Origin of the sequence: Virgibacillus halotolerans, assembly GCF_016908515.1 — a bacterium.
GTDB lineage: Bacteria > Bacillota > Bacilli > Bacillales > Amphibacillaceae > Virgibacillus_M > Virgibacillus_M halotolerans.
Genome location: NZ_JAFBEA010000001.1, coordinates 1,091,218 through 1,104,162 on the forward strand (window position 1 = coordinate 1,091,218; position 12,945 = coordinate 1,104,162).

Consider the following 12,945-nt stretch of genomic DNA (forward strand, 5'->3'; position numbering starts at 1 on the left):
AAGCCCCCCAAAAAATTCTTTTACATCTACTACTATGATACCAGATAAAGAGATTAGTTTCTTTTAATTTGCTATTTTATCTTTGAAACATCAACAATCTCTTCCTGCTCTAAACGAATGTTAGATTTAAGCATCGTTTTCAAAACCGGAAGCCATGCTGCATAAGCTGGATCCTCGATCATTTTCTCTACTTTCTCATTATATTCTTCCGTGTTAGCGACGGCGCTTTCTTTAAATTGAAGTAGGGATTGTTTATCCATCAAAATCGGTTCAAGTGCTGCAAAGAATCGTACTTTCATATATTCATATATAGCAATACCGTCAATATCAACGTCCCCCCAATATAATACCGGAACCGCCTTATTCCCTGCATTTTTCAGGAACCTAGATAATTTTTCAAGAAAAGTTTGCAACAAAAGATGTGGATATCCGCCTACGTAAATAACAAGTTCCCGCTCATCTGGACGCTGATTAATCCATTGCTCATAACTTGTTGCGCTTTCAATTAAAATAATTTTTTCTTCGTTTATCCCGGCTATCTCCATTTGTTTTACCGTCGAATTGCTAAACCCCAATCCACCGGTATATGAAGCTGTTGAATTCGTTGTGATTCCATCCATTGTCCATTCCATGGTGCCTTTCAATTGAACTAACTTTACTTCCGGTACAATCCCAAAAAAGGCCAATAATTCTTCATTCGATGTAAAAGATACCGGGTGTGCTCTGTTTACAAAAGTGATCACTGGTTGTTCAACAGATGTTTCAAAGTGTTTCACATCCCCGAATAGCTGCCTGCTAAGCGCTCTTTTTGTTATACTTCCTTCTATTTCAGGTAAATATTCCAGCACCTGAACAACATCCTGATGCACTTTTGGCCTATCCAAGTTAAAGCCCGACTGTTTTCGATTTTCCAGGTCGCCAATAATCTCTTCTGCAAACTCCTGTAACCAGCTCCATGGATGGTCTAACAATGGTTTAAAAATAGTTAACAAACGGTTGATTTTTTCCAACCTTGGAACTAGGTTCGTTAGTTCATATGCCTCATGTAACCGATCCGTATTCAAGTAAACGCGTGACAGATTTTGCCCAACCTTATCTTCTTCCCACAAAATGGATATTATTTTCTTCTGCTCGAGTGCGATCAATCCTTCGTGCATCCAAATCCGTTTATAAAAATCACTTCTATCTAAATAATCTTTCATAAAAGGGTTATTACGCTTAAAAGAAATTTGCGGACGCTGCTTTGTAGGAGTCCCTGTTAGAAATGCTTTACTGCTTTCATATTTCTCTATTAAATACACCAACACATCTTTGGAAAATTGTTTTTTGAACTGTTTTTCATTTAACATGTTTATACCTCGCAATATCATCAATTTTATAAAACGATGTTTTTTCTTCTACTTGCTTCTATAACCATTGTTCCATTTCAAACAGAGCATCCATTAACGATTCGGCTCATTTCAGCCTATCATTATTGTACCAAATAACAGGCACTGTCTGTATACGGTAAATGTTTCCATAGCGCCCTTCTAGCATTATTATAGCTTAAGTACATCCCTAATTCGACATTAAGCATAAATATCCTGCCTTTTTTATATTTATGCTTCACAAAATCGTTAGAAAACCTGATTTATTCGTGCGAGCCTTGGTTCAACTATCTTTTGTTGTTGGAGATGCATCTTCACATGACTTTCCTTTCCATGCAAAAAAACAGTCCAAATAAGGTTTTCTTCCTTCTTTGGACTGTTTGTATATTGTGCTATTTTTTAAAAATACGCGTTAGTCATCTTGGAGGACTGTTTTTGCAATTTCTGTATCCAACGCTTCAAAATCATGGTATGAGATGGTTTCATATAGCTCTTTCCTTGTTTGCATATCTGAAACACCTTCTTTTTGTGTCCCCTGCGTTTTGATCAAATCGAATATCCGCTCATAAGCCTTTGCTGCTACTCTTAAAGAAGTCACAGGATAAATGACCATGCTGAATCCCATATCCTGAAATTCTTCTGCTGATGTATAAGGTGTTTTACCAAATTCTGTCATATTCGCAAGCAATGGAACCTCTATCTTGTTTGCAAATAAGCGAAACTCCTCTTCACTTTGCAGTGCTTCCGGGAAGATAGCGTCCGCTCCCGCTTCAATATAAAGGTTCGCCCGTTCGATGGCAGCATCAATCCCTTCCACGGCTCTGGCATCTGTTCGTGCCACAACAATGAGCGAAGGGGCTACTTCTTTAATCGTTTGTATCTTCTGTGCCATTTCTTCTTTTGTAACCAGTTGTTTGCCATTTAAATGTCCACATTTCTTTGGCAATTTTTGGTCCTCAATTTGTACCGCAGCTACTTTCGATTCCAGCATTTCCACTGCCGTACGTGCAACATTTAATACACCACCAAATCCTGTATCAATATCCACAAGGACAGGAAGATTGGTTGCACGGATCAATTCTTTTGCCCGATCCGCAACTTCTTTTGACGTAATAATACCAAGATCAGGTAATCCCAGACTTGCGGTATATGCGCCACCGGATAAATATAACGCTGAAAATCCTGCCTTTTTGGCAACAAGTGCAGCCATCGCATCGTGGGCTCCCGGTATCTGTAGTATATTTTCTTCCTGTATTAATGTTTTAAATTGATTCGCTAATGCTTCTTGCGTTGACTGTTGATCGACAATCCATGCCATCTTGTTGTTCCTCCTTTTAAAAAACGGACATTCTAGAAAACCAATACATGCTTATTAGTTCAAATATAGCTCCATGAATTCATTTACATTCATTTTCGTAACTGTTTGATAATCGTTGGTTATTGCTTCAATTTGCTTTCGCTTCTTTTCTGGATAATGTGTTGCGAGATTTGCTGCATATTTGTCTATTATTTGTGGGATCGCTTCTTCTCTTCTGAAACGATGTCCTAATGGGTATTCACATTCGACATTTTCTGTCACGGATCCGTCTTTAAAACGAACCTGTACCGCGTTGGCAATGGAGCGTTTATTCGGATCAAGGTAATCGGTTGTGTATGTTTTATCCTCTTGAACGACCATCTTATCACGCAGTACATCGATAATCGGCTCTAAAGCTGTTTCATCTTCATAATGTTCTGCTGTGATCGTACCTTTTACAAGGCCAATAGCGGTAATATATTGAATACAATGATCTCGATCTGCAGGGTTATGCAATGGACCTTTTTTATCAATGATTCTGATTGCTGATTCATGTGTTGTAATTGTGATCTGATCGATGTCATCCAAACGGTGCTTTACTTCATCATGCAGTTGAACAGCAGCTTCTGCGGCAGTCTGCGCATGGAATTCAGCTGGATAAGACACTTTAAATAATACATTTTCCATCACATAGCTAGCAAATGGCTGGCTTAATGTTAAGGCTTGTTTATTAAATAAAACATCCTGGAAACCCCAACCCGGTGCAGTTAATGCAGTCTCGTAACCCATTTCTCCCTTGACAGCCATCATTGCTAAACGTACAGCCCTACTCGTAGCGTCCCCCGCAGCCCATGATTTTCGTGAACCGGTATTTGGTGCATGACGGTATGTGCGCAAGCTAGAATTATCAATCCAAGCATTTGAAAGTGCATTATTAATTTCTTCTTTTCCGCCGCCTAACATTTTTGTTACAACAGCTGTTGTCGCTATTTTAACATATAAAACATGGTCAAGTCCTACACGATTCAAACTATTCTCTAAAGCAAGAATCCCTTGAATTTCATGTGCTTTAATCATCATTTCCAACACTTCATGGACAGTGACTGGATCTTGTCCTTTGGCGATCCGTTCCTGACTCAAATAGTCTGCTACGGCAAGAATTCCTCCCAGATTATCGGAGGGATGGCCCCATTCAGCAGCGAGCCATGTATCGTTATAATCAAGCCAGCGAATCATCGCGCCAATATTGAACGCGCCCTGTACTGGATCAAGCACATGGGAAGTTCCTGGTACCCGAGTTCCATGAGGCACAACCGTACCGGGTACAACCGGACCTAACAATTTTGTACATTCGGGGTAATCCAATGCAAGAATGCCACAACCTAACGTATCAAGCAACACATAATGCGCAGTTGTAAAGGCCTCTTCACTCGTTATTTCTTTATTTAAAACATAATCGGTAATTTCCGCTATGATTGTATCCGTTGTCTTTTTTTCATCTAATTTTTCCATTGTTCATTTCCTCTCCTTGTGTAGTTCATCGTCGTATAATAAAGTGAAACTTCATTCAGTGGGGGTTTTACTGCCCGCCAAACTGTGATAAGTTGCTCGCTCTCTCTACAAATCCCGCTCCCCACTATATTTGACACGTGGTCTGAACAGACGATTATTTTCATGCTGTTCACTGATATGGGCACATAGTCCAGCCGTTCTGGAGCTAAAAAAGATCGGTGTGTATAATGGAATCGGAATACCAAGCATCCAATAGACTGGTGCGGCATAATAATCAAGATTCGGATATAAGCCCTTCTCCTGCACCATGATTTTCTCCCCTGCTTCACACATTTCTAGCAGCAAATGATCACCTTTAATATCACAGAGCTGTTTTAAGGATTCTTTCATAATCAATGCCCTGGGATCCATTTTCTTCATATAAACACGATGCCCAAAGCCCATAATCTTTTCTTTGTTTTGCAGTTTACTATAAAGCAATTGTTCAAACTCACTGACTGAATTGGCTTCATTCAACATATACATAACCGCTTCATTTGCCCCACCATGCAAATTCCCTTTGAGGGATGCAACGGCACCAGATAGTGCACCATACATATCCGAATTTGTCGAAGCAATCACCCTTGATGTAAAGGTGGAATTTGGCATCTCGTGTTCAATATAAAGTAATAAAGAACGATCAAAGATTTCTGCTTCTAATACAGTCGGTTTTTTACCAGTAATCATATATAGGAAATTACTGCTGTAATCTAAGTCTTGATTCGGTTTGACCGGTTCTTGCTTATTTAGAATTCGGTAACTATTTACCGTAATAGCCGGTAATTTCCCTAAAAGTTCATAGGCCCGCGTATTGTTCTTCTCCACAGAGCGATCGTTGATTGCTTTATCGTATCCGGCTAACGCTGAAATTGCCGTCCGTTGTCCATCCATCGGGTGGGTTTGTTCGGGAAGCAAGTTCAGAATATCCATTACTTCAGATGGAACTTCATAGTTTGCTTTTAGTTTTTCTTCAACTGCTGCCCTTTCAGTTGATGATGGAAGTGTTCCTTCCAATAAAAGATAAACTAAATCTACATAGGTTTGATTTTTGGATAGTTCAATTAAATCATAACCTCTAATTATAATTTTTTCCTGTTCTGTATCAAGCAGTGAAATCTTAGTCTCCGCTGCAATAACCCCTTCCAGGCCTGGAACAAACTTCTCTTCCGTCTTCATAAAAATCCTCCTCTTTAATGAATAGAACTTTTTGAAACCCCTTCCATTTCAACAAGGCTATTTTCTAATTGTTTGTTGCTCATCTGTCCACTGCACGATAAAGACCAAAACAAACAATCTGTTAGAAAGCAACCGTTAACAAAACGCAATAATTACTTCTGTAAATTCTCCATTTTTCTATAACTCTATTATACGGTAGCAATTGTGATTAGGAAAATATATAATAGTAATTACTAGCCATAGATTTTTTCAATAGCTGAATTTATTTTCTTAGGCTGACTTCATGATTATTGAAAGCAGCTTTTCTTTTAAATGAAAGGTGGAGACATTTATATGGATTATCAAGATTGGGAAATGTTGGCGACCTTATATGCAACAGAAAATATTACAAAAGCGGCTCAAGCCTTATTTCTTTCACAACCTACATTAACATCACGAATACAAAAGTTAGAAGATTATTATGATGTACAGCTTATTATGCGTAAACGCCGAGGCATCACGTTTACCCCAGAGGGTGAAAAATTAGCACAACACGCTAAAGACATGTTAAATGAACAAAGGAAAATTGAGGAAAATATAAACAACATGAAAAGCCATGTTTCCGGCACATTGCGTGTCGGCGCTTCCAATTTTTTTGCTTTAAATAAAATGCCCAAGTTACTACGCTTATTTAAACAAAAATATCCGGACGTGGAGTTCCAGGTCGTGACTGGTTGGAGTAGTGACATGCACCGGCTGATCTTAAATCATGATGTCCATATTAGTTTCATCAAGGGGGACTATGCATGGAAAGAGAAAAAAGAATTACTCTATGAAGAAGCAATCGTTGTCGCATCCCCATGGGAATTTTCCTGGGAGGATTTGCCTGCCATGCCTCGGATTGATTACTATACAGACGAGAACATGAAAAACCTTGTGGATAACTGGTGGTATAGTAAATATAATCAAAGGCCAAATATAAATATTCAAGTCAATCAGGTGGAAACATGTAAGGAAATGATTGTGAATGGACTCGGTTATGCCGTGTTGGCGAATTTAGTCGTACGTCCCCATCCAGAACTTATTGTCAAACCATTGACCCAAACCTCAGGTGAGGAAATTACGCGAAAAACATGGATGTATTATCATGAAGACTCACTGCAAATGAATCTCGTCCATGCGTTTGTTGATTTTATCCGTGGGTTGGATGTGAAGGTGTTGTGAATGGAATAGCAAGATTACGAAACATTTTTCTGTTTTGATATGTTACAACATATATAGATAGAAATTAAGGAGATGTTTTACGTTATGGCAGGAAAAAATAGCATAGAACAAATACCAAACTGGAAAGAAGGGGATGGAGAACTTCTTATTAATGCTCCCGTTGAATTTAATTTCACAACCAACCTTGCGTATATGCAAAGAGACAAAAATGAATGTATGTATGAAATTGAAAACGAGCTCATTACTTGCACCATCACAACTGGGGATGAACATACACTCGTTCAAGTTAGTTCAACTGACAATCGAAATTTACGTGTCCGTTTTTTAGCAGGGACAAGACCCAAGACATTGGAAGGAAAGGCTGCCATCGTCCACTATATCCGCGACTGGTTTGATCTTGATAAAGATCTTACCTCTTTTTACAAAATGGCTCAACACGATCCATTGCTGCAACAAGTAATAAAGGGTAATTACGGCCTACGAATTGTTGGTATACCAGACTTATTCGAGGCTTTATGCTGGGGTGTTTTAGGTCAACAAATTAATTTAGCTTTTGCCTATAGATTAAAACGCCAGTTCGTTGAAAAATTCGGGAGATCCATCACATACAACGGTAAACCGTATTGGTTTTTTCCTTCTTATGAAAAAGTCGCTAAACTACAGCTAGCGGACATGTCTGACATTAAAATGACAGTCAGAAAAAGTGAGTATATTATCGGTATCGCACAATCGATGGCAAATGGAGATCTATCGAAAGAAAAATTACTACAGCTGAATAGTTTCAAGAAAATAGAAAAGGAACTAATTAAAATTCGTGGAGTCGGACCATGGACTGCTAACTACGTTCTAATGCGCTGTCTTCGTTATCCAACAGCATTTCCAATTGATGACGTCGGTCTTATAAACGCCATCAAACATTTGAAAAAAATGGAACGGAAACCGTCAAAAGAGGAAATTTTAGAAGCTGCCATACCATGGAAAAACTGGGAAGCTTATGCAACGTTTTATTTGTGGCGTGCTTTATATTAAGATTTAATTCGTAAATTGTTACTATCGTCACCGCCGTTGATCCCCTCTTTACTGCTTAGCGGGCCGCGAGATGCTCGTTATTCTAAATAGCGTCTCAAATATATCAACAGCGAAACATGTAATTAAAAACATATAATAGTCGTTACCTTCTAAAACGAAAAGATGCAGCGTTAAGCTTTTTGTAAAAAATGTCGATAATTGTAAAACGATTAAAACAGGAAATATGTTAGCTTTGTAGAATTTATTATAGTATAAGCTAATGTATTATGGGATTAGACAAAAAAGGGAAGGTGAATGGTATGTTCAAGAATATCCTATTAAAATGGATGCCACGTAAGGAGCAAGATGTGTGTGAAAGAAGGCTCAAAGGGATTATGAAGCGTTTAAAAATTGAAGTTTCTAACTTTAATTGGGACCGCAGCAGTTGCTATATTGAATTTAACTACCAGGAAAAATCCTACAGGTTAGAACACTCTGTAGAAAAAGCCAAAAAAAGAGGGATTTTTTTAAGAGACGGACTGGATTGTTTAATGGCGTTGACTGACTCTCTTGAAGATCTGTGTAGAATCATCGAAAGAGGAACGAATGAACTCGGGACATGGATATCCGGAATGCAGCAGTCAACTTCAGTGAGCGAAGTACCTGAATTCGAAGAAGAATTCCACATCGGATATAAATCATTGGGAAAACAAAATTATTCCGAATACAATATCGAGGATTTTTTTCTTTTTGAGCCTAGATCATCTCTAAAGGACTTTGCCCAAAATCATACTAACCTACGACCTCCGCGTAATAGGGATTTATTTGAAAAAGTGGCGAATAAGCCTTAACATTTAATATAATATGGTTAAGATGTAGATTTGCTGAAATGCAAAAAATAGTTCACAATTGTGGACTATTTTTTAGTGTCGCGCTTCCATTTAGAATAAACAATCGACACAATGTTTATCATTTACGTAAAGCTTTCTGAATGGCTTCTGTATAAGCGTAAAATTCTTTCGTTTTATTTTTTCGATTTGCAGATGAAAAATCATCATTTGTAAAAAAAGCTTTCCTCTGTGCTGTACTTATTTCTAGTTGGACGCCTTTTTTTCGTTTATTTCTATTAACGATATTATGCTTTTCTTTCCCCTCCATATCTTCGGGAGCATCACTGACTGAAAAACCGGCTTCTTTGAGTTCCATTCTAACCGTTTCAGCTAATTGTTCATCTAGACCACCTATATAGGTGTGTTTATCTTTCTCATCCCCATAGCCATGGAAAGACAAAGTATATAGGCTATCCGATACAAGATCTAGTGCCTTCGGTTCATTGAAATGACTTGAAGTAATGTGCAAATCAGCATTATTTTTCTTTTTAATACCCTGAAAACTATAATAAGAATCATTGTCTTCTAAAGCAATTTTATCGACCAATTCAGTTGTACCAGATTCTATACTTCCACCATGAATAGCCATTAGTAGAATATCAGACGTTGCTTTTTTAAAACTAATTTTATAATCCACTTCCTGTTTCTCATGCTGACTCAGCTGTTCAAAGCTTTCATATTTATCATTCCCCTTGCTCTCCGTTGCATCAAATTTATTGACTAGCAACATCAGTATGAAGATGATCACTATCAATGCCACTAATGTAATAGATTTATACTTTTTCATGCCATTACCTCTTTTTGAATATTTACACCTACCTTCTCACGATGTTGCTAAGATGTAAAATCTTCCGCAGCTTCACTATTTTCCAATTTCAGCAATTTCTCTTTCATTGGAATACCACCACGATAGCCTGCCATTCCGCCACGCTTACTAATCACGCGGTGACACGGTACAACCATCAATACAGGATTTGCCCCGATTGCGGTTCCAACAGCACGTATCGACTTTGGCTTATCAATGTTTTCAGCAATATTTGTATAGGTTTGTGTTTCACCAAATGGAATATTTCTAAGCGCTGTCCAGACCGCTTCCTGAAAAACAGTACCAGCTAAGTCTAGAGGTAAATCAAAGTGCTTACGTTTCTCATTTAGGTATGCGATTAATTGATCTGCATAAGCTGATACTTGATTCCAGTCCTCGATTAGCTTTGCATTTGGTCTATTTTTTTCAATCCAGTTGCACATCTCCTCCATTCCCCCATTTGCCGAACCGATATAGCAAAGGCCTTTATTTGTGGCAGCTACATAAATGGACCAATGTTTCGTATCCACTCGCCTGTAATATATGGTTTGTGTTTCATTGAGTTTCATTCTGTAACACCTCACTTTTGTGATTATTTCGGTATTCCTTTGGTGATTGATTTGTCCGTTTCTTGAAACTGGTTGCAAAGTGTGCCGCGTTAGCGTTTCCAACTAAAGCAGCAATCTCACTAATTGTTTTATCTGTTTGTCTTAAATACTTTTTCGCTTTATCCATTCGAATTTGATGTAAGTATTCTAATGGCGTAATACCATTGATACGTTTAAAGACCCGATGCAGATGATACGGACTTCCATGACATCCATCTGCAATGACATCCAACGTTAAATAGGTCGCGAAATTTTCTTTTATATACGCTTCTGCTTGCAGTATCCACTCTTCATCTGGTAAGCGATACCCTCCCGATTTACACCTTTTACATGGCCGGTAACCTGCTTTGATTGCATCCTCGGCATGGTAAAAAACCGTTACATTGGCTATATTTGGAACCCGAGATTTACATGAAGGCCTACAAAATATTCTAGTTGTCTTAACAGCATAGTAAAACTGATCATCATACGATTTATCACTTTCACTAATCGCACGCCACTGTTCAGCTGTAACCTTATTTCCAGACTTTGTTTCCAACACGGTCATGATCTAAATCTCCTTTCCTATCTACATATTATTATAACGCTTCAAGGGGGAAAAATATCTTTAAACGAATTAAAAAGCAAGATATCGAAAGCTTTATTTCCCTTATATGATGCATTCCCATCAATTTGCGATAAATGAATACTTTGTCCGATTCAATCTTCCCAAAGATTACTATAATATAAAGATAGCAATAACTTTAGAATGGAGGGTTTTAAATGAGTGATAATCCAAATGACATGAAGCAAGCAAATGACTCCGAGTATTCCATCTTAGGGCAGACCTTTCTTTCCCCGCAGCAAATGCATCAATTTGTACAACAGACAAACGAAGATGCGGTTCAATTGGGAAACTATTATTTAACTGTGGGAGAATATTACGGAATAAGAGGCGATGTTGCCTTTGCACAGGCAATGCATGAGACGGACTATTTACGATTTACCGGTGTCGTTAAAGCCGAACAGAACAACTTTTGCGGGTTAGGTGCAACAGGTCCGGATGATCCGGGGGCTAGTTTTGATACGCCAGAGGAAGGCGTAATCGCGCATCTCCAACATTTATATGCGTATGCATCTACAGATTCTTTGCCGGATAAATACCCAGTGTTAGACCCCCGTTTCGATCTGGTTGATAGAGGATCTGCTACGACCTGGACTGCTTTGAATGGAAAATGGGCCGTTCCTGGTGACAATTATGGACAACTCATCTTAAGCTTATATGAACGTATGATCCATACAACCATCGAAAAGCTGGAAGAAATTGTGCAGGAGATATGAAATATAGGGTTTTCTTAATGTTTTGGGGAAGGAGTAATAAACTCCTTCCATATTAATCGTCCTCTGTCTCTATTACTTCTCTATCCCTGTCTTCGTTAAGTAATAGTGATAAACAAGCTCCTATGAAGGCAAGCACCCCCATAATAATAAACGCATAGGTCGATCCCCAATAAGTTGCAACCTTATAAGGTACATCCATCTGATTCGTGGTAATACTAATCACAGTTGTTAAAACAATCACACCAAAAGCCATTCCAAATTGACGCGCGGTGTTTACAATAGCAGAACCATGTGGAATTTCCGAATTGTTCAGGGCATTTACACTCACAGTCACCAGTGGCATTAACGTCAGACCGAATCCCAACATAAATAGGCAAAAGTACACCATGATTAGATACGGTGATTGATGCATACTTACCGTACTTAACAAGAACGTAGACAGCATAATCAATGTGAATCCGATAATCGCAATTCGTCTTCCCCCATAATTATCATATAAATTGCCTGAAATAATGGTCATGATAGATAGTAGAATCGTACCCGGAACGAGTACAAAACCTGAAAGGAACGCACTCGTTCCCAATACATCTTGTGAAAACATAGGCAATATTGTTTCCGTGGACAACAAGAGCATCATATTGATGAATATAAGAATCACTGATAAAAGAAATGTTTTCTTTTGGAAAAGTCGTAAATTTAATACAGGAAGTTCTAGGCGCAATTGCCTTTTAATGAATACAGTTAGCGCTAATCCCCCTAATACAATTGGCACAATGACACGCCAATGTCCGAAACCTAATATACTAACATTACTCATTCCAAAAATAATACTTACAAAACCAATCCCAGACAAAACGATGGATATCATATCTAATTTAGATATCTGCTGCTCGGTTACATTTTTCATATAAAAGAGTGCAAAGAGAAATACAACAAGCACCAATAACAACATAATCAAATGCAGAGCCCGCCAGTTTAATAGATCTATCACAATGCCTGAAATGGAAGGCGCCGAAGCGGGTGCAACATTCACAACTGCCCCTAACAATCCCATCGCAAATCCTCTTTTTTCGTAAGGAAATATGGATAGTAGAATTACCTGCACCAATGGAAGCATGATTCCGGCCCCAACCGCCTGGATAATCCTAGATAAAATTAAGGTGATAAAATTAGGTGCAATAAAACCTACCATTGTACCGATAACCAGCATTATCATTGAAAAAATCACCAAAGCCCGCGATGAAAAGGTGTTGGATAAATAGCCCGTCATCGGAATAAACACAACGGTGGTTAATAGAAACGCAGTTGTTAACCATTGTATTTGCGTGGCATTGACATTAAACTCTTCCATAATTGTTGGGTAGGCTGTTATTAATAAAAACTGGCTGAAAGTGAACAGAAATGTAGAAGACAATACGATTGCGATAACTCCCTTATGTGGGATCTTAGCTGTTTGTTTATTTACCATACACGTTTTACAACCTCCCTCTCTAGCGTCCTACCAGAGGGTTGGAATCGCTGAATCATCTTTTGATTATCTCGAGAACTATTGCCTAAGCATGCGCAAAAGGGATCAACCCTATTTCATTATTTTACTACTTTGCTTTTCATATAAGTATATCATATGAAATAGTCACCTTTAGAAAAACAGCTTGTAAGGATCAATAAAACACATCTGTCATCATGTACATTGACCTCCATCATGCACACATGCTATCTT

General features: G+C 38.3%; 12 protein-coding genes. 4 read left to right on the forward strand and 8 right to left on the reverse strand.

The features are described from left to right. Window positions 1–71: 71 nt before the first annotated feature. The 4 genes from JOC34_RS06045 to mmgD form a co-directional block, all read right to left on the reverse strand. Window positions 72–1,349, reverse strand: a complete 1,278-nt coding sequence (locus JOC34_RS06045; protein WP_205135800.1) for a Wadjet anti-phage system protein JetD domain-containing protein — start codon at window positions 1,347–1,349, stop codon at window positions 72–74. A 430-nt stretch (window positions 1,350–1,779) separates the two neighbouring features. After that, on the reverse strand, window positions 1,780–2,685 hold the full coding sequence (prpB, locus tag JOC34_RS06050; RefSeq protein ID WP_205135801.1) for a methylisocitrate lyase: 906 nt from the start codon (window positions 2,683–2,685) through the stop codon (window positions 1,780–1,782). Between the two features lie 54 nt (window positions 2,686–2,739). Beyond that, window positions 2,740–4,176, reverse strand: coding sequence for a bifunctional 2-methylcitrate dehydratase/aconitate hydratase (locus JOC34_RS06055; RefSeq protein WP_205135802.1), 1,437 nt, complete (start codon window positions 4,174–4,176; stop codon window positions 2,740–2,742). Between the two features lie 105 nt (window positions 4,177–4,281). Beyond that, complete coding sequence (gene mmgD / locus JOC34_RS06060; RefSeq protein ID WP_205135803.1) at window positions 4,282–5,391, reverse strand: citrate synthase; 1,110 nt, start codon at window positions 5,389–5,391, stop codon at window positions 4,282–4,284. 333 nt (window positions 5,392–5,724) lie between these two features. Between mmgD and JOC34_RS06065 the strand changes: the two genes are divergently transcribed. The 3 genes from JOC34_RS06065 (at window position 5,725) to JOC34_RS06075 (ending at window position 8,453) form a co-directional block, all read left to right on the forward strand. Beyond that, window positions 5,725–6,594, forward strand: coding sequence for a LysR family transcriptional regulator (locus tag JOC34_RS06065; RefSeq protein ID WP_205135804.1), 870 nt, complete (start codon window positions 5,725–5,727; stop codon window positions 6,592–6,594). 84 nt (window positions 6,595–6,678) lie between these two features. Beyond that, the gene (locus JOC34_RS06070) at window positions 6,679–7,623 is read left to right on the forward strand and encodes a DNA-3-methyladenine glycosylase family protein (protein ID WP_205135805.1); all 945 of its coding nucleotides are present in this window, start codon (window positions 6,679–6,681) and stop codon (window positions 7,621–7,623) included. A 299-nt stretch (window positions 7,624–7,922) separates the two neighbouring features. Beyond that, complete coding sequence (locus JOC34_RS06075) at window positions 7,923–8,453, forward strand: hypothetical protein (RefSeq protein WP_205135806.1); 531 nt, start codon at window positions 7,923–7,925, stop codon at window positions 8,451–8,453. Window positions 8,454–8,571: 118 nt separating this feature from the next. Here the strand turns inward: JOC34_RS06075 and JOC34_RS06080 are convergent, their stop codons facing one another. The 3 genes from JOC34_RS06080 to JOC34_RS06090 are packed head-to-tail and all read right to left on the reverse strand — an operon-like array spanning window position 8,572 to window position 10,443. Further along, entirely contained in the window at window positions 8,572–9,279 is a 708-nt protein-coding gene (locus JOC34_RS06080) for a poly-gamma-glutamate hydrolase family protein (RefSeq protein ID WP_239544074.1), read from the reverse strand. Window positions 9,280–9,326: 47 nt separating this feature from the next. Next, window positions 9,327–9,866, reverse strand: coding sequence for a methylated-DNA--[protein]-cysteine S-methyltransferase (locus JOC34_RS06085; RefSeq protein WP_205135807.1), 540 nt, complete (start codon window positions 9,864–9,866; stop codon window positions 9,327–9,329). After that, on the reverse strand, window positions 9,853–10,443 hold the full coding sequence (locus JOC34_RS06090) for a bifunctional transcriptional activator/DNA repair enzyme AdaA (protein ID WP_275577679.1): 591 nt from the start codon (window positions 10,441–10,443) through the stop codon (window positions 9,853–9,855). Before JOC34_RS06090 ends, JOC34_RS06085 begins: the two co-directional genes overlap by 14 nt. Before the next feature lie 224 nt (window positions 10,444–10,667). Between JOC34_RS06090 and JOC34_RS06095 the strand changes: the two genes are divergently transcribed. Then, window positions 10,668–11,225, forward strand: a complete 558-nt coding sequence (locus JOC34_RS06095; RefSeq protein ID WP_205135809.1) for a glucosaminidase domain-containing protein — start codon at window positions 10,668–10,670, stop codon at window positions 11,223–11,225. 52 nt (window positions 11,226–11,277) lie between these two features. Here JOC34_RS06095 and JOC34_RS06100 read toward each other — a convergent pair whose 3' ends face one another. Continuing rightward, a complete protein-coding gene (locus JOC34_RS06100; protein WP_205135810.1) occupies window positions 11,278–12,693 on the reverse strand; it encodes a DHA2 family efflux MFS transporter permease subunit in 1,416 nt (471 codons plus the stop codon). Window positions 12,694–12,945 lie beyond the last annotated feature (252 nt).